The organism is Rhodococcus sp. BH4 (assembly GCF_002079265.1).
Lineage (GTDB): Bacteria > Actinomycetota > Actinomycetes > Mycobacteriales > Mycobacteriaceae > Rhodococcus_F > Rhodococcus_F qingshengii.
Map to the genome: position 1 here is coordinate 2869872 of NZ_CP014941.1, position 25003 is coordinate 2894874.

The 25003-nt window shown below is 63.6% G+C and carries 28 protein-coding genes; 15 read left to right on the forward strand and 13 right to left on the reverse strand.

Annotated elements, in window-relative coordinates; genetic code table 11:
- Positions 1-97: 97 nt before the first annotated feature.
- The 3 genes from A0W34_RS13345 to A0W34_RS13355 form a co-directional block, all read right to left on the reverse strand.
- Entirely contained in the window at positions 98-1069 is a 972-nt protein-coding gene (locus tag A0W34_RS13345) for a sigma-70 family RNA polymerase sigma factor (protein WP_003942639.1), read from the reverse strand.
- Positions 1070-1228: 159 nt separating this feature from the next.
- Positions 1229-2728 carry a DUF7782 domain-containing protein gene (locus A0W34_RS13350; RefSeq protein ID WP_054188517.1) on the reverse strand — a complete coding sequence of 500 codons (1500 nt, stop codon included), beginning with the start codon at positions 2726-2728 and terminating at the stop codon, positions 1229-1231.
- 26 nt (positions 2729-2754) lie between these two features.
- Positions 2755-3114: a DUF3099 domain-containing protein gene (locus A0W34_RS13355; protein WP_081557792.1), complete on the reverse strand. Its 360-nt coding sequence runs from the start codon at positions 3112-3114 to the stop codon at positions 2755-2757.
- An 83-nt stretch (positions 3115-3197) separates the two neighbouring features.
- Between A0W34_RS13355 and A0W34_RS13360 the strand changes: the two genes are divergently transcribed.
- On the forward strand, positions 3198-3434 hold the full coding sequence (locus A0W34_RS13360) for a DUF3039 domain-containing protein (RefSeq protein WP_003942602.1): 237 nt from the start codon (positions 3198-3200) through the stop codon (positions 3432-3434).
- Here the strand turns inward: A0W34_RS13360 and A0W34_RS13365 are convergent.
- Positions 3407-4669: a YihY/virulence factor BrkB family protein gene (locus A0W34_RS13365; protein ID WP_081557793.1), complete on the reverse strand. Its 1263-nt coding sequence runs from the start codon at positions 4667-4669 to the stop codon at positions 3407-3409. The genes A0W34_RS13360 and A0W34_RS13365 overlap by 28 nt on opposite strands.
- 256 nt (positions 4670-4925) lie before the next feature.
- Here A0W34_RS13365 and A0W34_RS13375 point away from each other — a divergent pair, with 256 nt between their 5' ends.
- The gene (locus A0W34_RS13375; protein WP_020907558.1) at positions 4926-6704 is read left to right on the forward strand and encodes a DEAD/DEAH box helicase; all 1779 of its coding nucleotides are present in this window, start codon (positions 4926-4928) and stop codon (positions 6702-6704) included.
- Positions 6705-6837: 133 nt separating this feature from the next.
- Here the strand turns inward: A0W34_RS13375 and A0W34_RS13380 are convergent, their stop codons facing one another.
- Positions 6838-7029 carry a DUF7455 domain-containing protein gene (locus A0W34_RS13380; RefSeq protein WP_003942643.1) on the reverse strand — a complete coding sequence of 64 codons (192 nt, stop codon included), beginning with the start codon at positions 7027-7029 and terminating at the stop codon, positions 6838-6840.
- A 234-nt stretch (positions 7030-7263) separates the two neighbouring features.
- Between A0W34_RS13380 and A0W34_RS13385 the strand changes: the two genes are divergently transcribed.
- The 4 genes from A0W34_RS13385 (at position 7264) to A0W34_RS13400 (ending at position 10221) form a co-directional block, all read left to right on the forward strand.
- Positions 7264-7641 carry a DUF952 domain-containing protein gene (locus A0W34_RS13385; RefSeq protein WP_064112866.1) on the forward strand — a complete coding sequence of 126 codons (378 nt, stop codon included), beginning with the start codon at positions 7264-7266 and terminating at the stop codon, positions 7639-7641.
- 86 nt (positions 7642-7727) lie between these two features.
- Positions 7728-8210, forward strand: coding sequence for a cation:proton antiporter regulatory subunit (locus tag A0W34_RS13390; protein ID WP_021344116.1), 483 nt, complete (start codon positions 7728-7730; stop codon positions 8208-8210).
- Between the two features lie 7 nt (positions 8211-8217).
- Entirely contained in the window at positions 8218-9390 is a 1173-nt protein-coding gene (locus A0W34_RS13395) for a cation:proton antiporter (RefSeq protein ID WP_003942634.1), read from the forward strand.
- 21 nt (positions 9391-9411) lie between these two features.
- Positions 9412-10221 (forward strand): tyrosine-protein phosphatase, encoded by an 810-nt coding sequence (locus A0W34_RS13400; RefSeq protein WP_047269342.1) that lies wholly within the window; start codon positions 9412-9414, stop codon positions 10219-10221.
- A 69-nt stretch (positions 10222-10290) separates the two neighbouring features.
- Here A0W34_RS13400 and A0W34_RS13405 read toward each other — a convergent pair whose 3' ends face one another.
- Together A0W34_RS13405 and ppgK are read right to left on the reverse strand one after the other, a co-directional pair.
- On the reverse strand, positions 10291-11715 hold the full coding sequence (locus tag A0W34_RS13405; RefSeq protein ID WP_370333980.1) for an RNA polymerase sigma factor: 1425 nt from the start codon (positions 11713-11715) through the stop codon (positions 10291-10293).
- A gap of 112 nt (positions 11716-11827) precedes the next feature.
- The gene (gene ppgK, locus A0W34_RS13410) at positions 11828-12595 is read right to left on the reverse strand and encodes a polyphosphate--glucose phosphotransferase (RefSeq protein ID WP_042449945.1); all 768 of its coding nucleotides are present in this window, start codon (positions 12593-12595) and stop codon (positions 11828-11830) included.
- Between the two features lie 169 nt (positions 12596-12764).
- Here ppgK and A0W34_RS13415 point away from each other — a divergent pair, with 169 nt between their 5' ends.
- On the forward strand, positions 12765-13643 hold the full coding sequence (locus A0W34_RS13415; RefSeq protein WP_042449947.1) for an inositol monophosphatase family protein: 879 nt from the start codon (positions 12765-12767) through the stop codon (positions 13641-13643).
- Between the two features lie 6 nt (positions 13644-13649).
- Here A0W34_RS13415 and cei read toward each other — a convergent pair whose 3' ends face one another.
- Complete coding sequence (gene cei / locus A0W34_RS13420; RefSeq protein ID WP_003942618.1) at positions 13650-14333, reverse strand: envelope integrity protein Cei; 684 nt, start codon at positions 14331-14333, stop codon at positions 13650-13652.
- Between the two features lie 533 nt (positions 14334-14866).
- Here cei and A0W34_RS13425 point away from each other — a divergent pair.
- A complete protein-coding gene (locus tag A0W34_RS13425; RefSeq protein ID WP_003942593.1) occupies positions 14867-15169 on the forward strand; it encodes a DUF4193 domain-containing protein in 303 nt (100 codons plus the stop codon).
- 80 nt (positions 15170-15249) lie between these two features.
- Here A0W34_RS13425 and A0W34_RS13430 read toward each other — a convergent pair whose 3' ends face one another.
- Positions 15250-15747, reverse strand: a complete 498-nt coding sequence (locus A0W34_RS13430) for a DUF3093 domain-containing protein (RefSeq protein WP_003942596.1) — start codon at positions 15745-15747, stop codon at positions 15250-15252.
- Between the two features lie 41 nt (positions 15748-15788).
- On the opposite strand from A0W34_RS13430, the gene dut reads away from it, so the two are divergent.
- Entirely contained in the window at positions 15789-16283 is a 495-nt protein-coding gene (dut, locus tag A0W34_RS13435; RefSeq protein ID WP_003942635.1) for a dUTP diphosphatase, read from the forward strand.
- A 3-nt stretch (positions 16284-16286) separates the two neighbouring features.
- Entirely contained in the window at positions 16287-17126 is an 840-nt protein-coding gene (locus tag A0W34_RS13440) for a DUF3710 domain-containing protein (RefSeq protein ID WP_003942585.1), read from the forward strand.
- A gap of 11 nt (positions 17127-17137) precedes the next feature.
- Here A0W34_RS13440 and A0W34_RS13445 read toward each other — a convergent pair whose 3' ends face one another.
- Entirely contained in the window at positions 17138-17863 is a 726-nt protein-coding gene (locus A0W34_RS13445) for an alpha/beta fold hydrolase (RefSeq protein ID WP_065352419.1), read from the reverse strand.
- A 138-nt stretch (positions 17864-18001) separates the two neighbouring features.
- Between A0W34_RS13445 and A0W34_RS13450 the strand changes: the two genes are divergently transcribed.
- Together A0W34_RS13450 and A0W34_RS13455 are read left to right on the forward strand one after the other, a co-directional pair.
- Positions 18002-18376: an OB-fold nucleic acid binding domain-containing protein gene (locus tag A0W34_RS13450; RefSeq protein ID WP_003942613.1), complete on the forward strand. Its 375-nt coding sequence runs from the start codon at positions 18002-18004 to the stop codon at positions 18374-18376.
- 52 nt (positions 18377-18428) lie between these two features.
- Positions 18429-19142, forward strand: a complete 714-nt coding sequence (locus A0W34_RS13455; protein ID WP_003942611.1) for a DUF3159 domain-containing protein — start codon at positions 18429-18431, stop codon at positions 19140-19142.
- On the opposite strand, the gene A0W34_RS13460 is transcribed toward A0W34_RS13455, so the two are convergent.
- From A0W34_RS13460 to A0W34_RS13470, 3 genes are all read right to left on the reverse strand, one after another.
- Positions 19135-19428 (reverse strand): GNAT family N-acetyltransferase, encoded by a 294-nt coding sequence (locus A0W34_RS13460; RefSeq protein WP_007732853.1) that lies wholly within the window; start codon positions 19426-19428, stop codon positions 19135-19137. The genes A0W34_RS13455 and A0W34_RS13460 overlap by 8 nt on opposite strands.
- A 33-nt stretch (positions 19429-19461) precedes the next feature.
- Positions 19462-20124 (reverse strand): potassium channel family protein, encoded by a 663-nt coding sequence (locus tag A0W34_RS13465; RefSeq protein WP_003942632.1) that lies wholly within the window; start codon positions 20122-20124, stop codon positions 19462-19464.
- A gap of 86 nt (positions 20125-20210) precedes the next feature.
- Positions 20211-20876 carry a potassium channel family protein gene (locus A0W34_RS13470; protein WP_003942587.1) on the reverse strand — a complete coding sequence of 222 codons (666 nt, stop codon included), beginning with the start codon at positions 20874-20876 and terminating at the stop codon, positions 20211-20213.
- 171 nt (positions 20877-21047) lie between these two features.
- On the opposite strand from A0W34_RS13470, the gene A0W34_RS13475 reads away from it, so the two are divergent.
- The 3 genes from A0W34_RS13475 (at position 21048) to A0W34_RS13485 (ending at position 25002) form a co-directional block, all read left to right on the forward strand.
- Positions 21048-23042, forward strand: a complete 1995-nt coding sequence (locus tag A0W34_RS13475) for an APC family permease (protein WP_007732857.1) — start codon at positions 21048-21050, stop codon at positions 23040-23042.
- Between the two features lie 48 nt (positions 23043-23090).
- Positions 23091-24359, forward strand: coding sequence for a class I SAM-dependent RNA methyltransferase (locus A0W34_RS13480; protein ID WP_050656625.1), 1269 nt, complete (start codon positions 23091-23093; stop codon positions 24357-24359).
- A gap of 154 nt (positions 24360-24513) precedes the next feature.
- Positions 24514-25002, forward strand: coding sequence for a MarR family winged helix-turn-helix transcriptional regulator (locus tag A0W34_RS13485; RefSeq protein WP_003942624.1), 489 nt, complete (start codon positions 24514-24516; stop codon positions 25000-25002).
- Position 25003 lies beyond the last annotated feature (1 nt).

Sequence of the window (25003 nt, forward strand, 5' to 3'; positions counted from 1 at the left end):
CATTCCCGAGGGGGAGGGAAGTAGCGGTGGCCGGTGCTTTGTGCGGTGCGTCAGCGCGAGTGGTGTGGCGCGCTGACGCACGTGCTGTGTTGTTTGATCAGCTCGCGTAGGACCGCAATTTCTCGGCGCGATCGCCGACGCGGAGCTTGCCCATGACCTCACGCTCGATCTGACGAACCCGCTCACGCGAGAGGCCGAAGAGCTTGCCGATCTGATCGAGGGTGCGGGGCTGGCCGTCGTCGAGACCGTAGCGAAGTCGGATGACCTGCTGCTCCCGCTCGTCGAGCGTCCCGAGCACGCTGCGCACATCGCTGTGCAGCAGACCGGCGATGACGGCGTTCTCGGCCGAGGTCGCCTCGGAATCTTCGATGAAATCGCCCAAGGGCGCTTCTTCGTCGTTGCCCACAGGCATGTCCAGGCTTACCGGGTCGCGGCTGTGGTCGAGCAGGTCGGCAATCTTGTGCGCCGGGATGCCCGACTCTTCGGCCAACTCGTCGTCCGTGGCTTCTCGCCCGAGCTGCTGGTGCAGTTCGCGCTTGATGCGGGCGAGCTTGTTGACCTGCTCCACGAGGTGGACTGGGAGCCGGATGGTGCGGCTCTGATCAGCCATTCCGCGGGTGATTGCCTGACGGATCCACCAGGTGGCGTACGTCGAGAACTTGAAGCCCTTGGCGTAGTCGAACTTCTCCATTGCACGGATGAGTCCGAGGTTGCCTTCTTGAATCAGATCGAGGAGCGGCATGCCGCGGCCGGTGTAGCGCTTGGCCAGCGACACGACGAGTCGCAGGTTCGCTTCCAGGAGGTGGCTACGTGCCGACTGTCCCTCGCGAACGATCGTTGCGAGATCCCTCTTCTTGGCGACTGTCAGGCGCTTTCCCGTGGCAAGGACGTGGCTGGCGTACAGCCCCGCTTCGATTCGCTTCGCCAGTTCGACCTCGTCTGCTGCTGTCAGCAGTGCGGTACGACCGATCCCGTTCAGGTAGACGCGGACCAGGTCTGCGGCCGGGCTCTGGGCGTCCAGATCTGCGGCGCTCGGACGAATGCGAGTAGTGGTGCTGGGGCTTGTCATGACTTGCCTCCCTATCGGCGGTCTCTCACACAGTTCAACGTGTGAGAGTTCCGGGAAAGTTCCCGTGCCGATTTCCGCTAAATCGCCGTGACCTGCAGTTATTTCCCAGTCGTCCTGAGAAGTTGCTGAGAACACAAAAATCTGCAACTCACCGGGAACTCAGTTCGTGACGGGAAGCACCAACCCGTGTCGAACCAGCGAGACCATCATTGTGACGACGGCCTCACGTAGCTGGTCCGGGTCTTCGCCGTTCGCCGCGGCAAGAAGTTCGATCAATTCGTCGACCACCAGTCCATCCGCTCGGAGTCCGGCCAACAGCGCAGCACCGAGCTCGTCGATCTCGTGCTGCCAGTGCGGTCCGTTGCCGCGGTGCACACGCGTGACCACTTGTTGCCATCCCTCGTCACCGGGGAGGTAGACGCGTTCGAGAGCCGTGTCCGGATCGAGGACGAAGCGTTCCTCGAGGACGTCGTGTTCACGCAACCAGGCAAGACGGTCGAAGTAAGCGAGCGCCTCGGCCCCGAGCGGGTCCGAGAAGCCGTGCATGAGGTCCTCGGCCATCAGGTCGGTGGGGGAGTCGGTGCGGCGAAGGAACACGAAACCGAAGCCGACGCCCTCGACGTCGGATTCTTCGAGGTGATCCAGCCAGGCGTTTGCTCTCGATGCCGTTTCAGGATCTCGCGGATCCTGCCCGCCGTCCTTGAGCCACGTACCGACGTACAGAGCCGGATCCGCGACATCGCGCTGGACCACCCAGGCATCGACGCCGTGGGCCGGCAGCCATGACGCGATCCGCGACCGCCAGTCCTGCCCTTCGACGTGCACCCAGGACGCCAACAGAGCTGCCGTGCCGCCGGGGTTCAGGTAGTCGATCGATTGCGAGATCATCAATTCGCTCGCACCGTCGAGATCGAGGCCGGAATCGCGGTACGTGTGATGGACGCGTGCCTCGCCGACGACAAACGGCGGATTGGCGACCACCTGGTCGAAGGTTCGACCCTCGACGGGTTCGAACCAGGACCCTTGAAGGAGTTCGACGTCCAGTCCGTTGAGGGCCATGGTTGCTGCCGTGAGGTCGACAGCACGTTGATTGATGTCGGTTGCGGTGACCGAATCGGCGTACGTGTTCGCGTGCAGGGCTTGGATGCCGCATCCGGTACCGAGGTCGAGCACGCTGCCGACCCTCGCGGTGGGCGTGGCCTGCAGCAAGGACAGTGACGCATGCCCGACGCCCAGCACATGATCGGCCGTGGCCTTCTTGGGACGGATTCCGCCGTCGAGATCCGAGATCACCCAACGATCGCCGTCGCCGACGTCGATGGGGCGAAGATCCACCGCGGCCCGCACGAGCGGATTCTCACTGTCGAAGTTCTCACCTTCGAGCAGACCGGCGTCGACGCACTGCGCGATTGTCAGCGGAGCCAGCGCCGCGGCGACGTCGCCCGCCGGGCAGTCATCGGCGAGAAGGAACAGTCTGATGAGAACGCCCAGGTCCCCGAGTTCTCGGGTGGCGCGGCGCACGGGCACCGGCTCACTTCGACCGAGAGCAGCGTGAACTTCGGGACCCAACGCCTCGAGCATGGTTCCGGTGTCGAATCGATTGCGAAGCAGAGCCTCACGCAGCGCAGGGGTGATGGACAGGAGCGTTTCGCTTCTCACCCTGTCATTCTCGCAGGCGGAACTTGTCAGCCTTCGATGGTGTGGTGCGTCGCGGATTCGATCTCGCCTGCGGTCTTCTTTCGTCCCTCGTATCGACTCGGTTCGTCCTTGGTGCGCGGTGGTCGGTCGTTGGCGATCAGGACGGCGATCCAGGGAAGCGGAATGGATGCACCGATGATGAGCATCGAGATCCAGGCGTTGGCCCAGATGCCGTACGCGATCGCCGCGAGGATCAACGCCGGGAACCGGAAGGACATGATGATCATGTACTTGCGCACTCGGGCTTTGTGCTGTTCTTCGACGGACTGCTGCGCTTCGGTGATCAGTACGGGATTGTCGGGAGTCCCGGCCTCGTCGGACCTGCCGAACGCGCCATTTCGTGCCATGACTCCACTGTTCCACTCTCGGCCGACAATTGCACACGACCCGTGGGTCGCACCGCTGTGACGGAGACGGCATTATTGGAGGGGTGAGCACTCAAACCAAGGAACGTCCCGACGTCTCCACCGACGAAACGACCGACGACGACACCCCGAAGTTCTTCCACTACGTGAAGAAGAACAAGATCGCCGAGAGCGCCGTCATGGGAACCCATGTCGTCGCGCTGTGCGGTGAGGTGTTTCCCGTGACGAAGTCCGCCAAGCCGGGATCACCGGTGTGCCCGGACTGCAAGAAGATTTACGAAGGACTCCGTAAGGGCGACTGACCTCGGGTCACGCGAGCGGGAGTACTTCCGGAGCTCGGCGGATCGACAGCCTCGACGCAGTCGACCGCCGGGCTCTTCGCGTCTGCGTGCGGTTCATCGCAGGGATCTTGGTCGACGCACGAGTTCTGGCGCGACTCCGATTGTCTGCTCTCGGTTCGTCTGCTGCGGGGCCGCCCGTACGAGGGGACCGTGGCCGGGTCCGCTTTGTCGCCCGAGATGCGGATGGGGCTGGTGGCCAGGTGCCAGGTCAGGTTGGTGACCGGACCGGTCTTTTCGTCGGTGTTCTGAGCCGCAAGCCACTCTCGCATCTGCTCCATCCGAGTGGCACGAGCGGGCCAGAACTCCTGAACCGTCGCGTTGAACTCGGCGCCGAGGACGACGGCAAAACCGAGAAAGAACGTGAAGAGCAGAAACGCGATCGGCGTTGCCAACGCGCCGTACGTGTAGCCGGTGCTGGTGACGAATCCCAGGTACCAGCGCAATCCGGTGCTGGCGGCCATGAAGAACACACCGGCGACCAGGGCGCCCGCGAGCAGCCGATGCCACGGCAGCGACTTCGGCAGAGCGACCTTGTAGAGCGTCGTGAGGCCGATGATCACCAGCAGACCGACAGCGGGGTAGTAGAACGTGTCGACCAGATTCGATCCGACCACGTACCAGGAGGCCGGCAGTGCTCGCCCGACGAGCGTCGGCCCCAGAGCTACCAGCGGCAGGATGAACACCGCCATCACCAGGAACATCACGTAGAGCAGCAGGGCGAAGATGCGCTGCCAGATGGGATTGCGGGCATCCTGCTGCCCGTGTGCTTCCACGATCGAGTCGACGAACGTACTGATCGCCGATGATCCCGCCCACAGGGACAGCAGGAAGCCCACGGAGATGATCTCCGGGCGTCCGCGCTGAAGGACGTCCGTCACCGTCGGGCGGATGATCTGGTCGACGACGCTTTCGCTGAAGATCGTTCCGCTGAACGTGACGATCTTGGATTCGATGATCTCGACGGTGTTGGGTCCGAACCACCCACCGATGTAGCCGATCATTCCCAGAAGGCCGAGCAGCAGGGGAGCAAGCGACAGCGTTTGCCAGAACGCGGCCGTAGCCGCCTTTCCGAAGATGGAATCGTCCCAGGCCTTGCTCAGGGTTCGACCGATCAACTGCCCGGTGCGGCGTAGCGGATGCCATCTGCGGTGGTGCAGATCACTTCCGCTCGACTTCTCGCCTCGCGCTTCACTCATGATGTCTCCAGCATCCCTGACGACACACCCGGTTGCCCAACCATGGCGCCGACGTGTCGCACATTTCTGAGACAATTCGCGTGCAGGTCGGCAGGATGCGAGAGAAGCGAAACCTCGCCGGCCGGAGTGAGAACGGCCATGAGTACGCGCTTCGAGTGCGGCTTTCGTCGGTGGCGGCGGCTAGGCTCGTCGCCGGACATTGATGAAAATTCGAGGAGCGCGAGACAACAGTGCGATTCCAGTGGAGGCGCGGCCTATGACGTCTGAGACCGTGGCAGCCGAGTTCGGCAATTCGCCCGAACCCGCCGGAGCTCAATCCGCGGGAACCCAACCTGGCGCCCCTACCGGTTCCCTTCGTGCATGGCAGCGCCGTGCACTGACCAAGTACCTTTCCAGCAGTCCGCGTGACTTTCTGGCGGTCGCAACGCCGGGAGCAGGTAAGACCACCTTCGCTCTGCGGGTAGCTTCGGAATTGCTCCGTGACCGGACGGTCGACCAGATAACCGTCGTGGCGCCGACCGAGCACCTCAAACACCAGTGGGCGGAGTCCGCACAGCGCTCCGGCCTCGCATTGGACTCGCGGTTCTCCAACTCGACCGGCCAGACCTCGAGTGACTATCACGGCGTCGTGCTGACCTACGCCCAGGTTGCCTCGCACCCGTCGAAGCATCGTGTGCGCACCGAGGGCCGCAAGACGCTGGTCATCCTCGACGAGATCCACCACGGCGGCGACGCCAAGAGCTGGGGCGACGCCATTCGTGAGGCTTTCGGCGACGCGACCAGACGTCTCGCACTGACCGGAACCCCGTTCCGCAGTGACGACAGTGCCATTCCTTTTGTCGAGTACGAGCCGGACAAGGAAGGTCTGCTCCGCTCGAAAGCCGATCACTCCTACGGATATTCGGATGCCCTCAAGGACGGTGTGGTTCGCCCCGTCGTGTTTCTCGCCTACTCGGGCGAGGCACGGTGGCGAAACAACGCCGGCGAGGAATTCACCGCTCGACTCGGCGAGCCGCTGAGCGCCGAGCAGACGACTCGGGCATGGCGTACGGCCTTGGACCCTGCCGGCGACTGGATTCCTGCCGTGCTGCAAGCAGCAGACACCCGTTTGGCGCAGCTGCGCAGTACCGGTATGCCCGATGCCGGCGGACTCGTCATCGCGACGGACCAGACAGTGGCCCGCGAGTACGCGAAGGCCCTGACAGCGATCACCGGCGAACAGCCGGCCGTCGTGCTGTCCGACGACCCCACCGCGTCCAAGCGAATCGCCGAATTCGGTGCGAGCGACCAGAAATGGATGGTCGCGGTCCGCATGGTGTCCGAGGGTGTCGACGTTCCCCGTCTGGCGGTCGGTGTGTACGCGACCAGCGCGTCGACTCCGCTGTACTTCGCTCAGGCGATCGGGCGCTTCGTGCGCTCGCGTCGTAAGGGCGAAACTGCCAGCGTCTTCCTGCCGTCGGTGCCGGTGCTTCTCGACCTTGCCGCACAGCTCGAGGCCCAGCGTGATCACGTACTCGGCAAGCCGCATCGTGAGAAGGACGGCCTCGAAGACGACCTGCTCGCCGATGCGAACAAGCAGAAGGACGAGCTGGGCGAGGAGGAGAAGGCGTTCACGTCCCTGGGCGCCGATGCCGAACTCGACCAGGTGATCTACGACGGATCATCCTTCGGTACCGCGACATTCGCCGGAAGTGACGAGGAAGCCGACTACCTCGGTCTGCCAGGCCTACTCGACGCCGATCAGATGCGGGCATTGCTGCGTCAACGCCAGCAGACGCAGGTCGAGGCCAACTCGGCCAAGGCCGCCGCCCCGCAACCCACGGCGGCAGTGGTATCCGATCGAGCGGCCACGGCAGATCAGCTCGGAGCGCTCCGCAAGGAGCTGAACGGGTTGGTGGCGATGAACGTTCACCGCACCGGCAAACCACACGGCATCATTCACGCGGAACTGCGCCGGGTGTGCGGCGGTCCGCCGACGGCCATCGCTACTGTCGATCAGCTGACCGAACGCATCGCGATTCTCCGCAGCTGGTAGCAGCCGATACCGGTCCCGCACGCTTCGCGTGCTTGCGGCCCCGGAACGGCAGAACGGGCGATCACAGTCACTGTGATCGCCCGTTCTGGCGTTCATGGCGCGCCTCGTGAAGAGGCCACCCCCGGCTGACAGGTCAGATTGCGGGTTCGCTTTCGGAGACGACGGCATTCATCTCGCGAAGTCGATCCGCGTGTTCGGTTGCGTGGTGTCCGCAGAAGAGAAGCTCGCCGCCGGTGGGAAGCACGGCGCGTACGCGTGCTCCGGCACCGCACCGGTCGCACCGGTCGGCAGCGGTCAACTGTGGGCTGGTCAGTGTTCCGGGCATGACTCCTCCGTACTGGCTTTGCGGCATTCGGGCCGCGTGCCTGGGGCCTGGTCCGCCGCGTCGGAATGGCGCGGTAGATCCACTCTTACAGACGTTTGGGGTTTACGGGTTGTTCCCGAAGGCGTTTCTTAGTGTTGTGTCTCACTGGAAATGCGCTGGGCAGGCATTCTCGGGTGAAGATTGTTCGCTGACAGCTGATTCGGGTCGCCGACCTCAGCCCGATATTCTGGGCGGATGAACCCGGGACGCGAACCACTTGTCGACGAGAGCGTCGAGTTGCTCCACATGTGCACGCGCGAGGAGTGGGCGCGGGCACAACAGCTCGGTGAACGTATCCCCGACGGATTCGAGGCGGAGGGATTTGTCCACATGTCGACTCCGGCGCAAGTTCATCTCCCGGCCAATCGGATCTTTGCCGGCCGTGACGACATAGTCCTTCTGGCTATCGATCCGGCCTTGCTCGTCGGTCAGGTCAAGTACGAACCGGGTGTCCCCTCGGACCCGGAATCGATGCGATTCCCGCATCTGTACGCCCCGATTCCCGTCGCAGCCGTCACCGCTGTCGTCGAGTATTTTCCGGGCGAGAACGGCGTGTTTTCGCCGGTTCGGTAGGTCGCCGGTTGGCCGGTCGTGAACTGTGCCCCGCGGATTACGGCCCTCCCGCGATGCAGGTCACCGATCGGCGCTACCGTTGGTATATGAACGTAGAAGTCACCCCACTACCGGGGATCGGGACGCGCAAGGATTTTGTTCTGTCTTCCGGTCGTCGCGTGGGTGTCGTCACCCATCGGGACGGTCATACCGACCTCATCGTTTCCAAGGCAGACGACCCTGACGCGTGTGCTGCCTCGCTGCCTCTGACCACCGAGGAAGCGGCAGCGCTCAGCAATCTCCTGGGGGCCCCCCAGCTCGTTGCTCAGCTCGAGGAAGAGCACCGTGACCTTCCGGGCATTCGAACCAAACAGCTCTACATCAAGGACGGTTCTCGCTACGACGGACAGACCCTCGGGGACACCGGCATGCGCACGCGTACCGGAGTGTCCATCGTCGCCGTCATGCGGGCAGGACAGGTGAGCCCGTCTCCGAACCCCGACTTCACGTTCACCGGGGGAGACCTTCTCGTGGCAGTCGGAACGCCGGACGGTTTGGCTGCAGCGGCAAAAATCTTGGCCAACGGCTGACTGGCGCGTGGACACAACCACCCTCGCACTGATCGAACTCGGCGCGGTCTTCTTCGCGCTCGGACTGCTCGGACGGCTCGCTGCTCGCGTCGGCATGTCGCCGATCCCGTTCTACCTGATCGGCGGCCTGTGCTTCGGACAGGGCGGTTTCATCCAGCTCGGCGACATCGGCGAGTTCTCCCATCTGGCAAGTGAGATCGGGATCGTCCTGCTCTTGCTGCTCTTGGGGCTCGAATACACTGCGGCCGAGCTCGTCACCGGTCTCAAACGCTCGCGGGTAGCCGGCATCGTCGACATCGTCCTCAACGCCACCCCTGGCGCGGTTGTCGGCTTGATGCTCGGCTGGGGCGTCGTGGGGGCGACGGTCATGGCCGGCGTCACCTACATCTCGTCTTCGGGAATCATCGCCAAGGTGCTCAGCGACCTGGGGCGCCTCGGTAACCGCGAGACACCGGTCGTGCTGTCGATTCTGGTGTTCGAAGACCTGGCGATGGCGCTGTACCTGCCGATTCTGACCGCGATGCTCGCGGGCGTGAGCTTCATGGGCGGGCTCGAAGCGGTCGGGATCTCGTTGTTGGTCATCACCGTGGTTCTTGTCGTGGCCCTCCGATACGGACGGTACGTCTCCGCCCTCCTCGACAGTCCCGATAGTGAGACGCTCCTGCTCAAGCTGCTCGGTGCCGCACTGTTGGTCGCCGGCATCAGTTCGGCGATGCAGGTGTCGGCGGCTGTGGGCGCATTCCTCCTCGGAATCGCGATCTCGGGGTCGACGGCGCACAATGCCAGTCGCGTGCTCGAGCCCCTTCGAGATCTGTTCGCCGCAATGTTCTTCGTGGTCTTCGGTCTCAACACCGATCCCAGTTCGATTCCGCCAGTCCTCGGATGGGCCGCGATCCTGGCAGTGGTCACGGCGATCACGAAGCTGGTAACCGGCGCTTGGGCGGCCAGACGTCAGGGTGTCGCGCGAATGGGTCAGGCGCGCGCCGGTGCCGCTCTGATCGCCCGCGGTGAGTTCTCCATCATCATCGCAGGCCTCGCGGTGTCCGCAGGCGCCGTCGACGCCGAACTTGCCGCATTGGCAACTGCTTACGTGCTCCTGATGGCGGTCATCGGCCCGGTGGCGGCAAGAGTTATCGAACCGGTCGCCTCGTTGTACATCAAGGTTCGTACGAAGTCCTGATTGCGGTCCTATTCTGTCCGGATGTCGAACAGAATCGCCCGTCCCGCCGCGACCGCTCTGTGTGCGCTGATCATCTCGTGTGCACCGGTCCCGGCGCTCGCCGGTGGAATTCCCGCTCTCGACCACGCCGGACCCACAGCTGCGCAGGTTGCCACGGATCGATCGCTACACCTCGAGGGTGCGTCGAACGCGCGTGACATCGGTGGCTACGTCGCCGCGGACGGGCAGACCGTTCGGTGGGGGAAGGTATTTCGCTCGAATGCCCTCGACAAGCTGACACCGTCGGATCTCGCGTCGTTGAGCGAACGCGGAGTGGAATCGGTCGACGACTTCCGTACGGTCGTCGAACGAACGCTCTCGCAGGATCGCCTTCCGAACGGGGCGCGAAGCAACTGGTTCGACGTCATCGGAACCAACCCCGCCAACCTCCCGGCGCTGGTGGACATGCCGACGATGTACGCGTTGATGGTGACCGATCCGGGGGCGAGCCGCGCATTCCACGACGCGCTGGTGAACGTCGCGAACACCGACGGTGCAGTCCTCTACCACTGCTCGGCGGGCAAGGACCGTACCGGTTGGATGACCGCAGTTCTCCTGACCGTCCTCGGCGTGAGTCGCACCGACGTGAACGCCGATTACATGCTCAGCAATCAGTACCTCACCGGACCCAGCACGGGGAGCGCGTTCATCGACGGCGTCGAACAGTCTTGGCTGGACACGTCTTTCGCCACGGTGGATCGGGTGTACGGCAACTTCGACAACTACGTCCGGGACGGCCTTCAGTTGAGCGAGGACGATGTCGCACAACTCCGGGACACACTCTTGGTCTGAGGCGGCAAACGCACAAGAGCCGCTCTCCGGCGATCCGGAGAGCGGCTCTTGTGTGCATAGCTGGTGTGACTAGTCGAGGTAGTCGCGCAGAACCTGCGAACGCGACGGGTGGCGCAGCTTCGACATCGTCTTCGATTCGATCTGGCGGATACGCTCACGCGTGACGCCGTAGACCTGTCCGATTTCGTCTAAAGTCCTCGGCTGACCGTCGGTGAGACCGAAGCGGAGGCGAACCACGCCGGCTTCGCGCTCGGACAGCGTCTCGAGTACCGACTGCAGCTGATCCTGCAGCAAGGTGAACGAGACGGCATCGACTGCGACAACAGCTTCGGAGTCCTCGATGAAGTCACCGAGCTGGCTGTCGCCCTCGTCGCCGATGGTCTGGTCGAGAGAGATCGGCTCACGCGCGTACTGCTGGATTTCCAGCACCTTCTCCGGCGTGATGTCCATTTCCTTGGCGAGCTCTTCCGGCGTGGGCTCACGGCCCAGGTCCTGGAGCAGCTCACGCTGGATACGGCCGAGCTTGTTGATGACCTCGACCATGTGCACCGGGATACGGATGGTGCGAGCCTGGTCGGCCATTGCGCGGGTGATGGCCTGACGGATCCACCACGTGGCGTAGGTCGAGAACTTGTAACCCTTGGTGTAGTCGAACTTCTCGACTGCACGGATCAGACCGAGGTTGCCTTCCTGGATGAGGTCCAGGAACGCCATGCCGCGGCCCGTGTAGCGCTTGGCCAGCGAGACGACCAGGCGGAGGTTGGCCTCGAGGAGGTGGTTCTTGGCGCGGTTGCCGTCGCGGCAGATCCAGCTCATGTCGCGTCGCTGAGCCGCAGGCAACTTCTCGCCCTTGTCAGCGAGGTCCTGCATGATCTGCACGGCGTAGAGGCCGGCCTCGATGCGCTTGGCCAGTTCGACTTCCTCTTCGGCGTTGAGGAGTGCGACCTTGCCGATCTGCTTGAGGTAGGCGCGAACCGAGTCGGCGGACGCCGTCAGTTCGGCATCCTTGCGTGCCTGACGGAGAGCCTCGGACTCTTCCTCGTCCCAGACGAAGTCGCCGGAAGCCTTGTCCTTCTCGGACGGCTCTGCAGCGGTCTCTTCGTCTTCGCCGACTGCTACGACCTCGACGACATCGGACTCGACCTCGGCAAGGTCGCCGTCCGTGATGTCGATGTCTTCCAACTCGACATCGCCGTCTTCGGCGTCAGGATCGCCGGCCTTCTTGGGGCTGGCCTTCTTAGCTGCTGCCTTCTTGGCCGGAGCTTTCTTGGCCGGAGCCTTCTTTGCTGCTGCCTTCTTGGCGGGGGCCTTTTTCGCCGGAGCCTTCTTGGCTGCCGGAGCGGTGACGGTGGCCGCCTCCACGGCTGGAGATTGTGGCTCTGACTCTGATGGAGAATCAGCAGTCTGACGTGTATCGGTGGCTGCCACGTACGCCCTTTCGTGACGGTGTCGTGCGGCGTCACGCCAGAGTGGTGATCCGGCGGAGAGGTCAATGGTTGTTGGCCGGCGCGCAGCCGGACTTCACCATTGTAACGACTCTCAGGAAACTCTTACGTCACGGCGGGCCGTAACAGGTAGATTTTCCGCTTTTCACGTGCGGGTATTCTCATCCGGCGACGGAGGCCGGCCTGGTCAGTCCGACCGATGCGAGCGCAGCTCCGGCAATTCCGGCGGTGTTGAGAAGGGTGGCGGGGACGACCTTGGTGCGGTTGGTCAGATGCGGAATCCACTTCTCGTGCTTGCGGCTGATACCGCCTCCGGCGATGAAGAGATCTGGCCAGAGCAGGTTCTCGAAGGTGGTCAGAACTCGCGAGACCTCGACGGCCCACTCCTTGTAGCTCCAGTCCTTCTTCTCCTTCACCGACGACGCCGCCCGGTGCTCGGCTTCCTTGCCGTCGACCTCGAGGTGACCGAACTCGGTGTTGGGCAACAGAACTCCGTTGTGCAGCACGGCAGATCCGATTCCGGTGCCGAAGGTCAACAAGATCACGACGCCGGAGGTGTCTTTGCCCGCTCCGAACGAGTCCTCGGCGATTCCGGCAGCGTCGGCGTCGTTGAGGACGGTGACCTCGCGCCCGCCCAGCGCCTTGCCGAACAGAGCGGCCGCGTCGGTGTCGATCCAGGACTTGTCGATGTTCGCGGCGCTTCGCGCGACGCCGCCGGTCACGACAGCGGGCAAGGTGATGCCGACCGGACCGGTCCACTTGGCCTGCTCGACGATCTCGGCGACAGTGCCCGCGATCGCATCGGGTGTGGACGGCTGCGGGGTCAGGATCTTGATGCGGTCACCGATCATTTCCCCGGTGCTCAGGTCGATCGTGCCGCCCTTGACGCCGCTGCCGCCGACGTCGATCCCGAAACCTGTGGTTGTCATCGTCCTGCGCTCCTGAGTGTCGAATTCGAGGTCACGATCTACCGTTGCAAACACTAACCCGAACAAGGACCCGGGCGCGTCCTCTCGAACCGCCCACCTCGAGACGTTCGAGTGGTGCCCCTCGGTAGAGATGTGTTGCGATGGTCCGGTGCGCCCTTCAGAAAGAACGATGCCCGACTTTTCCGCCGATTCTCTGGACCCCGCACAGTTGCGGGAAGTAGCCGTAGCCGTCGCCGAACGCGCAGCCGAACACGTCCGCTTGCGTCGGCCCGAGGTATTCGGCCTGGTGGGTTCCGGTGCCGCCGAGGGTGGTTCGGTTGCGGCGAAGAGCACGCCCACCGATCCCGTCACGGTGGTCGATACCGAAACCGAACAAGTGATTCGCGACCTTCTGGCGCAATTGCGCCCTGCAGATTCGATCCTGGGTGAGGAAGGTGGCGGAGACACCGACGATTCCGCGGGAGTTCGATGGGTTGTCGATCCCATCGACGGCACGGTGAATTTTCTCTACGGAATCCCCGCGTTCGCCATCTCGGTGGCCGTACAGATCGACGGGTTCTCGGTAGCCGGGGCTGTCGTCGACGTGTCGTTGGAAACCACGTACGCCGCGCATCGGGGCGGCGGTGCAACCATGACCACGGCCGACGGCGTCGTCAGCGACCTGCAAGCCAATGAGGTGACCGAGCTGTCAATGGCGCTGTTGGCCACCGGCTTCGGTTACGGAGCGGATCGCCGGAAGGTGCAGGGCACGTTGATCGGGCAGATCCTGCCGCAGGTCCGCGACATCCGACGCATCGGTTCGGCTGCGTTGGATCTGTGCATGGTTGCCACCGGCCGGGTCGACGCTCACTTCGAACACGGACTGAGTCCGTGGGACTGGGCAGCCGGCTCCTTGATCGCTTCCGAAGCGGGCGCCGTGATCAACGTCCCGGCGCCCAATTCCACGTCGGCCGACGGCGATGTCGTTTACGCAGTCGCTCCGGCGATCGCCGAGCAGTTCGCGCACATGCTCGGAGCTACCGGCGCAGATCAGCCGATTCCGAGCTGAGGCTTGTCAGCAGCGCGCCGTGCGCGCTGCTTTGAGCAGTGCGATGTCCATGGGGGCGACTTCGGCGTTTGCGGGCTGCTCGGCCAGAGCATGCAAGATCGCGGTGGCGTCGGTGTTGGGGGTCAGGGCGCCCTTGTTGTACGTGCCGAGAGCCAGGTCGACGGTGTCGTCGCCGCGGCCGTCCTGGACCAGTTCGGCGCAGGGGGCGACCAGCCAGACGGAACTGGCGGCGGCGAGGCCGTTCGCTCCGAATCGGATCTGACCCTGGCACTCCATGTTCTGGTCGACGTAGACGGGGTCGTTTCCGACCTGGACGTCCGGCGCGCTGGAGAAGCCGAACTCGCTCAGCTGCGCTGCCACCTGGGCCGCCTGACCGTGTTCACCGTTGGCGTTGAACACACGAACCTTGGTGGCGGCGAGGGGAGCGGGATCCACGTCGAGCAGCTTCGAGCGGTCGACGACGGTTCCCAGCGGTAGTGGCGCCGCTGCCGAAGGATCGGACGAAGGTTGCGGCAGGTTGCAGGCGACGGTGTCACTGACTTCCGCCTCGGCGCTCAGGATGCGGACCCACAAGACACTGCCGATCAATGCGAGTACCGCGAACACGGCGATCACCGGCCACGCGCGCCGACGGCGGAACGGACGTCCCTGGTCATCGGTAGAGCTGCCTTCGGTGATCAGAGAAACCACGGTATCCCTCGACTTTCTTGACGAAACTTCTACTTCGCCATCGGGCCGAGCGGCGCCGGCATGACGTTCGGTGCCTACCTTAGAGGGCCTGTGTGACGAGACAGCCGAAGCGAGGCTCGACGCGTCGAGTCCTTGTCGATTGCGAAACGGCAGTTGGCCGATTACCGGCCTGTTTCTACCCGGATTCGGCCCGAAAACATCGTGGAAAGGTCACAGCTTGCTCTTGCCTTGGTGACAATTCGCAGTCATTTTTCGGAAATTTCCGATTCGGTTACTACTTTCGTGCTCACGTCGGCTACTGTCTGGCGGCCCAGGTCGTTCAACTGGGCATCGGCCGGACGCCGAAATGACAACCAAATGAGGCGCAGATCACGTTCTCGGAAGGAACTTCCGGGCACTAATTCCAGTCCTGCAGCGTTATGCAGCGACAGGGAATGATCTGGATGCCACGGCGGTTTCCATGCGCATCAAGGATCTACCGGATTCTCGGCGCACACGGGACCGGGATACACGAAGAGGATGGGGTAGACGAGATGGCAACTGACTACGACGCACCGAGGCGTACAGAGTCCGACGAGGTTTCGGAGGACTCGCTCGAGGAGCTGAAGGCGCGACGCAACGAAGCGCAGTCAGCCGTCGTCGACATCGACGAGACGGACACCGCGGAGTCCTTCGAGCTGCCGGGTGCCGACCTTTCCGGCGAGGAACTCTCGGTTCGAGTTGTTCCGAAGCAGGCAGACGAGTTCACGTGTTCGAGCTGCTTCCTGGTTCATCACCGCAGCCGCCTGGCCAGTGATGCCAACGGACAGCTCGTATGCATGGACTGCGCTGCCTGATCTCCCTTCCCGGTGGTCGACCCGTCAGCGCGAGGGTCGACCAAGGGTCGGGAAGTACTGCTTTGCTGTGACCGCGCTGGTCAGAGATCCAGCGCAGCCAGCAGATCAGCGGGACGACGTGTGCTCACCAACCAGTACGGCGTGGGATCCTCCGGGTCGTCGAGCACGATCAACACCATTGTCTTTACCCATGGGCGATGCTGGACGAACGCCGACGGATCGAGTTGGCGCCCCATCGCAGCACTCTTCGCGGACGCCGGCACTGCTGCCGCCCGTGAAATCAATTCGACCGGCAGGTGGGCTCTACCCACATGCAATTCCTTCACCCCTGCTGTCTCCACCACCTCGACGCGCATCCGGCTGAGCCAGAATGCCGCCCAGATCGGGATCGGGAGTAGTACGACGTACGCCAGGTACGAGAGAAGCCCCGGGCGGCCCATGTGGACCTCGGCCGCGAGGAGTCCGGCTACGGCCAGCCCGGCGATCCACCACCAGATCGGCACCCACAGGCGCTCGGAGTACAGCGTCGTGGACGGGGGCGTTGTGGTGGCGACGTCAGGTCGAGATGTTTCGGGCACCTGTCAAGGATAGTCCGTCGCTACGAGTAGTCTTGGCCCACGTGAGCGACCATCTCTCCATCGCCTTGAAGCGACTGGATCCAGACCTGCCCGTTCCACAGCGTGCGCATCCCGGAGATGCGGGTGTGGATCTGTGCTCCACCAGCGACGTCACCATCGAGCCCGGCCACCGAACACTGGTCGGAACGGGGATCGCGATCGCTTTGCCGGTGGGCACCGTCGGGTTGATCCATCCGCGTTCCGGACTCGCCGCCAAATCGGGACTGTCGATCGTGAATGCGCCCGGAACCGTGGACGCGGGATACCGGGGCGAACTCAAGGTCTGCTTGATCAATCTCGATCCGGCCACAGCCATCGACATCCGCCGCGGTGACCGAATCGCTCAGCTCGTGGTTCAACGAGTCGAACTTCCGGTTTTCGAGGAAGTCGAATCGCTGGACGACACGACCAGAGGAACCGGAGGCTACGGTTCCAGCGGCGGGCACGCGATACTCGATACCGATGCGCCTGGCGCGGTAGTCGGAGAGGGAGTCTGAATCATGTTCGGACGCAAGAAGAAGACAGACGTCGACGAGGAAACCACCAGCTTCTTCGGTGACGAGAACGACGAGTCGGTGGAGATCGACGAGGTCGAAGACGATCTCGAAGTCACCGGCGACGAGTTCGGTGACGAATCGGAAGGCCCTTACGACATCTCGGAGATCGATTCCGACGATCCGACGGCAGGCCGTGACGGTCAGCGTCTTGATCTCGGTTCCGTTCTGGTGCCGATGCCGACCGGCGGGCAGTTGCAGGTCGAGATGGCGCCCAACGGTTCGCCGCAGGCCGTGCACCTGGTCACCGAGCACGGCCGCATCACGGTTGCTGCCTACGCCGCCCCGAAATCGCCCGGTCAGTGGCGTGAGGTCGTTGCCGAGCTCGCGCAGTCGCTTCGCGACGACAATTCCGCGGTGAGCGTCGAGAACGGCCCGTGGGGCCGTGAACTGGCTGCTGTGACGGCCAACATGGACCTGCGGTTCATCGGCGTCGACGGTCCCCGGTGGATGGTGCGCTGCGTGGTCGCGGGTCCGAGTGGATCCACCGCCGCGAACGCTCCTCTGGTGGCAATCGCACGGGACATCTTGCGTGACACCGTCGTCAACCGAGGATCAGAGCCGCATCCGGTGCGGACACCGCTGCCCGTGGTGCTCCCGCAGGTGCTCGCCGAGCAGTTGGCGGCCGCACACGAGCAGCAGTTGGCGGCAGCGCAGCAGCAACAGGTCGCCGCCCAGCAGCAACAGCAGTCAGCACCGCCCGCTCCGCCGGCACCTCCAGCACGGCCGACCCCGCCGCCTCGTAGCGGCGAATCCGGTTCTGCCATGCAGCAATTGGGTCAGTAACAGAATTTTCTTCAGGCGCTCGCGGTGGTATCGGATTCGATCGCCGCGAGCGCTTTGATGCAGGTGGACCCGAGAACCGCGGGGTCGCGCCCGATCATGTCGAGCGTCGTCGTGGCGACTGCGCCGCGGGGGAGTGAAGCCGCCCAGGCCTGCGCCACTGACGCGGGATGAACCGGATCGTCCACCGCCGACGCAATGCCGACCGGAACGCCCACCGCCCGTAGCGCGCTCTCGCCGAGTGAGTGGTACGACGCCGCCTCGTCGAGCGCAGCCGGGAGATCGGGCCACTGAGAGCGCCAGGAGCGCTCGAGTTCGGCTCCGAGCCACGCCGGACTCGACGCGAGCATCGCAGCGATCACCGACTCCAAGCCTTCGGAGCGCAGTTGCCCGGCGGTGAACCGCGCGCTCGCTGCTGCGGGGGCGTCGTCGGCCGAGCCCGTCCAGGCCGGAAGCGCTGCCAACACACTCACCGTTCGATCGGGATTGTCGGCGGCCCACTGGAGTGCAACGGCCGCTCCGATCGAGACCCCTCCGACGATGATTCGGCCGTGCGTGTCCGCGGCTCTGTCCATCGCGTCCAGATAGCCGTCCACGACACGCCGAGGGTCCGGTTCAATTGCGATGATGCGCACACCCAGAGCCTCCAGCGGCGCCCGGAATGCGCGGTCCGCGAAGTGGGCGTCAGAGCCTGTACCTGGGAGAACGACGGCAACGGTCGCCGATTCAGAGTTCTGCATCTCTTGATCTTGCCCGGTGCCCCCGAGACGCGGACTGACCGGTGTGGTTACACGCTCGTAATGGGTCTACAGTGGCGATCACACAGCCCTTCACGTGACGCGAAACCCTTGCGTCACACATGTTCGCAGGAGCGCGCAATGGCACCCGCCGCCGCAGGATATTTTCGTCGACTGACCCAGCGTCTGACCGAGGACGTCGACCAGTTGGACGCCCAGGAGATGGCCGAGTCCAACAAGGCTTCTGGAGGTCAGAAGGCATGCGATTGTCGTCGCGGTGAAGAAGTCACGATGGTGGGCCGACTCCGCAGCGTCGACGCGTGTCCCAAGTCGGGAAATGCCAGTATCGAGGCCGAGTTCTTCGATGGCACCGAGGTGATCAATCTCGTCTGGATCGGGCGTCGCCGGATCCCGGGAATCGAGACCGGTAAGACCCTGCTGATCCGCGGTCGTGTGGGCGAGCGTGACGGTCGCAAGGCGATCTTCAACCCTTACTACGAACTGCGCGGCGAATAGGCGCGTTTCCCGCATTTACCGTGCAACTCGGTGACTGTGGCACCCTCGACAGGTGACTGAAACACAACAGCGATCGGTAATCGACCAACTCGGCGGGCTGAGTGGTCTGATCTATTCGTCTTTGCCGATTCTGATTTTTGTCCCGGTCAACAGCATCTGGAATCTCACCGCGGCAATCTGGGCCGCATTGGGCGTCGCTGTCGCTATCGCGGCCTGGCGCCTCTTCCGCAAGGATTCCCTCCAACCCGCTATTTCCGGTTTTCTCGGAGTCGGAGTTTCCGCATTCATCGCCTACCGCACCGGCGACGCCAAAGGATATTTCCTCTTCGGTATCTACACGAGCCTCGCCTACGGTGCGGTCTTCCTGATTTCGATCCTCGTACGCTGGCCCCTCGTCGGAATCATCTGGGGCTATCTCAACGGGCACGGCAATCTCTGGCGCAAGCACAGCTCCGCCGTCCGGCTCTACGACGTCGCGACGGCAGCGTGGGCGTTGGTCTTCGGTGCGCGGTATCTCGTTCAGTCACAGCTCTACGACACCGACCACACCGGATGGCTCGCAGTCGCGCGTATCGGCATGGGTTGGCCGTTGACCGGTTTGGTGCTGCTCGTGACGGTCTGGGCTGTGCGTAAGGCCGATCGCATCGTCGAGCCTGAACCGGTTGTGGAGCCCGAAAGCAGCGAGCCCACCGCCACGGACGCAGGGTCCGAAGAGGTGGGCTCGGTGAATCTGACGAAGCCGCGCGAAGACCGAGATCTCAGCTGATCAGGTCCTGGTACTCGGGGTGCTTGTCGAGGAACTTCACGACGTACGGGCACACCGGATGAACCTTGAGGCCGCGTGCTCGTAGGTCGTCCAGAGCCTGGCGGACGAGAATCCCGGCCAATCCGAAACCTTCGAAGGCGGGGTAGATCTCGGTGTGGTTGAACGAGACGACGTCACCGGAGGTGGTGTAGTCCTCGATCCCGGCGAGGTCGCCGTCGGCATGGATCTCGTACCGGCTCTGGGCCGGATTGTCGGTGACTACGGTGTTTTCGGGCGCTTGTGCCATGTGATTCCCTTTCGTCGTCAGTGTGTTCGTCGGTCAATTCTCCAGGCGGAGTGCAACGCGCAACTGATCCTCGGCGTCGACGGCCGCAACGAAGAGCAGTTCGTCCCCGCCTTCGATGGGATCGTCCATCTGCGGGACGATCACGCGTCCGCCACGCAGGATGGTGACCAGTGCGCAGTCTCGCGGAAGTTCGAGTTTCTTGACGGCTTTTCCGGCAAGAGGTGTGTTGTCGGGCAACGTGATCTCGACGAGGTTGGCCTGTCCCTGCCGCAATGTCATCAGTTTGACCAGGTCACCGACCGAGACGGCCTCTTCGACGAGCGAAGCGAGCATCCGCGGTGTCGAGACGGCGACGTCCACGCCCCAGGACTCGTCGAAGAGCCACTCGTTGCGGGGATCGTTGACGCGGGCGACAACTCGGCGAACACCGAACTCGGTTTTCGCGAGCAGACTGAGGACCAGGTTTGCCTTGTCGTCTCCGGTCGCGGCAATCACGACCTCGTACGACTCCATCGACGCGTCCTCGAGTCTGCTGAGTTCGCAGGCGTCCGCGTGCACCCACTTCGCCTCGGGCACCGACTCCGGTTCGATGTGATCGAGTTTGCGTTCGATCAGCATGACGTCATGTGAGCTTCGAATCAGCTCTCGCGCAATGGAACGGCCTACGGCGCCGGCTCCGGCGATGGCGACCTTCATCGAGAACTTCCAATCACGTTGTAGTGCAACACAGTCGCAGTCTTGTTGTGGGGGGCGGCGTACGGATCAGTCATCTGCGGCCTCCCTCAGTCGTCGCTCGGCGGCGGGTTGCCGGCCAGTGCGACAGCTTCGGCGACGGTTCCCGACACGGCGGCGATGTAGACCTGATCGTCGGCCTGGATGACAGTCTTGCGGTCGGGGAGAATGCCGGTCCCGAAGCGGATGATGAAGGCGACTCTCGAACTGGTCGCGCCCTCGAGGAGCGCGATCGGCTTGCCCGCCCAATCCTCGTGCAGGGCAAGTTCGGTGATGGCGACAGTGCCCGAAGGATCGCGCCACTTCGCAGTCTGACTTTCCTTGGTCAACGTGTGCAGGAAACGATCCGTCGACCACGGCACGGTGGCGACCGTGGGAATGCCGAGTCGCTCGTAAACGGCGGCACGCTTGGCGTCGTAAATACGTGCGACGACGCGTTCGACGCCGAAAGTCTCGCGTGCGACTCGCGCTGCGATGATGTTGGAATTGTCTCCCGAGGACACCGCGGCAAAGGCGTCGGCCCGCTCGATTCCCGCCCGGACCAGCACGTCACGGTCGAACCCCATTCCCAGAACCTTGGTTCCCGGGAAGTCGAGATCGAGACGCAGAAACGCACTCTGATCGCGGTCGATGACGGCGACCTCATGTCCGATCCTGGTCAGAGACGCGGCGAGGGAAGAACCCACTCGACCGCACCCCATGATGACGACATACACGCCCTACTCCGTTCATGGACCCTCATGGCGCGATTGCACGCCGAATCGAACGGTACAGCCCCTCACGGGAAGAGCAAGTACAACGGTCGCTCGCGTGCCGGTTGTCACGACAAAAGGTGAAGTTGGGGCTCTGATGACTCCGAATCGGGCGAGACGGCTTACGCTTTGCACGTGTCTAAGCTCTCGACCGCTACCAAGCGGCTCCTGCTCGGTCGGCCGTTCCGAAGCGACAAACTCGGGCACACGCTGCTACCCAAGCGAATTGCACTACCGGTCTTCGCGTCCGACGCGATGTCGTCCGTCGCGTATGCCCCCGAAGAAATCTTCCTGGTTCTCTCCGTCGCGGGTATTTCCGCGTATGCGTACACACCCTGGATCGGATTGTCCGTCGCCATCGTCATGGCTGTGGTGGTGGCGAGCTACCGCCAGAACGTCCACGCATACCCCTCCGGTGGCGGCGACTACGAGGTCGCGACGGTCAACCTCGGCCCGACCGCCGGTCTGACCGTCGGTAGTGCGCTGATGGTCGACTACGTGCTGACGGTCGCCGTGTCGATCTCGTCGGCGGCGTCGAACATCGGCTCGGCTCTGCCGTTCGTCGCGCAGCACAAGGTGTTGTTCGCGGTTGCGGCGATCGTGTTGCTGACCGCGGTCAACCTTCGCGGTATCCGTGAATCGGGGACCGCGTTCGCAATTCCGACCTACGCATTCATCGTCGGCATGTTCCTGATGCTCGGGTGGGGATTCTTCCGGATCTACGTCCTCGGTGAGGATGTGCACGCGGAATCGTCGTCGTTCACGCTCAACGCCGAGGATTCGCATCTGTACGGAATTGCCTTCGCGTTCCTGATCGCCCGCGCATTCTCCTCGGGCTGTGCCGCACTGACCGGCGTCGAGGCCATCAGCAACGGCGTACCGGCGTTCCAGAAGCCGAAGTCGCGCAACGCTGCCACGACCTTGCTGCTGCTCGGGTCGATCGCCATCGTCCTGCTGATGGGCATCATCATCCTGGCTCAGAAGATCGGCATCGTCTACGCACACAATCCGCAGGAACAGCTGGTCGGAGCGCCGGAGGGCTACCATCAGAAGACCTTGATCGCGCAGATCGCCGAAGCCGTGTTCAGTGGTTTCCCGATCGGTTTCTTCTTCATGGCGATCGTCACGGCACTGATCCTGGTTCTGGCCGCGAACACCGCGTTCAACGGATTTCCGGTACTCGGATCGATCCTGGCGCAGGATCGGTACCTACCGCGTCAGCTGCACACGCGCGGCGACCGACTGGCATTCAGCAACGGAATCCTCTTCCTCTCCGGTGCTGCCATCGCATTCGTCGTGGTGTTCGGCGCCGAGGTCACCAAGCTCATCCAGTTGTACATCGTCGGCGTCTTCGTCTCGTTCGTGCTCAGCCAGACGGGCATGATCAAGCACTGGACTCGGCATCTGAAGTCCGAGACCGACAAGGCGCAACGGGCCCGTATGCAGCGCTCGCGAGTGATCAATTCGATCGGTCTGGCAATGACCGCCACCGTCTTGATCATCGTTCTGATCACCAAGTTCGCTGCCGGCGCATGGATCGCCATCGTCGCGATGGTCGCGATCTTCATCGTGATGAAGATGATCCGCAAGCACTACGACAGCGTCGCAGCCGAGCTCGAGGAGCAGGAGTGGGACGGCGTACTGCCCAGCCGCACGCACTCGATCGTGCTCGTCTCGAAGTTGCACATGCCGACGATGCGAGCTCTCGCCTACGCGCGAGCCACGCGACCGGACACCCTCGAAGCCATCACGGTCAACGTCGACGAGCCGGACACCCGTGCACTCGTGCGTGAGTGGGAGAAGAGCGACGTGACGGTTCCGCTCAAGGTGATCGAGTCGCCGTACCGCGAAATCACCAAGCCGGTTCTCGATTACGTCAAGCGTGTACGACGCGATGCTCCGCGTGACGTCGTCACCGTCTTCATTCCCGAGTACGTCGTCGGACACTGGTGGGAGCAGATCCTGCACAATCAGAGCGCGCTTCGTCTGAAGAGTCGTCTGCTTTTCCAGCCCGGCGTGATGGTGACCAGCGTTCCGTGGCAGCTGAGTTCGTCGGCAAAGGCGAAGCCGCTCGACATCGAGAAGACCGCAGGTGCCACGCGTCGCGGTTACGACACCGGCGAGAAATGATCACCGGCGAAAAATGATCGGCAACATCGAAATGGCAGGCGTAGTTCGTTGAGTGAGAATTGGACCGGACAGACCTTCGAGGTCGATCTGGGCAACCCCGGTCACGGCGGGTTCGTCGTCGCCCGGCACGAGGGGCGGGTCGTGTTCGTCCGTCACGGTTTGCCGGGGGAGCGTGCGCTGGTCCGGGTGACCGAGGACAAGGGCGGATCGTTTTGCCGCGCCGACGCGATCACCGTTCTCGACGCTTCTCCGCATCGGATCGATCCGACATGCCCGATCTCCGGCCCGGGCGGGGCGGGCTGCTGCGACTACTCGCATGCGGATCTGAGCGTCCAACGTGAGATGAAGACCTCGGTCGTGCGGGAGCAGCTTCTGCGACTGGCTCGTGTCGAATCGGACGTCGAGGTAGAGGAACTGCCCGGAACCGGAGGCGGAACGGGTTGGCGCACGCGAGTCCGGTTGGCGGTGGACGGGCACGGTGTCGCCGGATACCACGCGTACCGCAGCAACCGGATCGTCACAGACCTGCGGTGCACCCAGATCGATCAGAGCGCGTACGACGGTCTCGGCGGTGCGCAGTGGGCGCCAGGTAGCGAGCTGCAGGTCGTTCTCGACGCTGCGGGCGAGCGGCACGTCGTGGAAATCGCGGCACCCGCGGTGTCCAAGACGGGACGGCGGACGCCCGGGCGACGCGGCGCGATGGCACGCCGAGCGGCAAGCGGCGGCCCGCGAAAGACCCGAGTTGCCATCGGATCGGACACAGTGACCGAGCGCGTCGGCAGTCGAGAATGGGCGCTGGCCGCGACCGGTTTCTGGCAGGCCCATCGCGGCGCTGCGGCCGCGTACTCACAGGTGGTCGGGGAGTGGGCCGGAGCCGCTACCGCGGACACGGCCTGGGATCTCTACGGCGGTGTCGGCGTGTTCGCAGCTGTGCTCGCCGAGCTTGTCGGGCCGTCCGGCGTGGTGGAGTCCGTCGAATCTTCGGCGCGTGCAGTCGCGGACGGGCAGGCAGCGCTGTCCGATCTCGGTCAGGTGCGCTTCCACAGCGCCCGCGTCGAGAACATCATCGCGGATCTGGAGCGTTCGCCTGCTGTCGTCGTGCTCGACCCGCCACGTGCGGGGGCCGGCCGTCCGGTCGTGGAAGCTCTCGCCTCAACGGGCGCTGAGCGGATAGTCCACATCGGGTGCGACCCGGCGTCGTTCGGTCGCGATATCGGCCTCTACCTGGAGCAGGGCTTCAGAATCGGTGGCCTCCGGGCGTTCGACGCGTTCCCCCAGACTCACCACATGGAGTGCATCGCGCTCCTCGAACGCTGAGACGTCCCGAAATCTTTCCCTGAAACGGTGTGACGCTTCTCGCGTTCACAACAGTTGCTTGCATTACGCAACTAATCGTATAGTTTCGTTCTGCAAGTAGTTTTCCGTTTTCAAGTCACGGCTCGTTCGGGCCACTCGAATTCAGGGGTAGGCAATGTCGGTACAGCCGGAGACGGCCCAAGCGCTCGTCGACACGATCTTCATGTTCGGCAGATCGCTGCGAGCCGCGGTCACCACCGGTGCAGACAGCCTGCTGCCGCCTGCGCTGGTCAGTGTGTTGTTCATGCTGGCGGCGCGTGGGGAGTGCCGACAGAACGAATTGGCCGTCGATCTGTGTGTCAGTCAGTCGTCGCTCAGCCGACAAATGTCGGATCTGGTCGACGCTGGGTATGTCGAGAGAAATCCCGATCCGGCTGACAAGCGGGCGTTCCGCATCCGAGTATCGGAAGAGGGACACGACGTTTTACGGAGAACCACGCAGCGGCGTGCGGCGCGTTTGCGCAACATGCTCGAAGACTGGAGCCAGGAAGAGGCCATGGCCGCAGTGACATCGCTGCAACGTCTCAACGAGACGTTCGGCGCATCGAATCGGCAGGCCTCACCGGCAGTTCCGCACACGGGCGTAGAAAGTATTGGGAGATAAG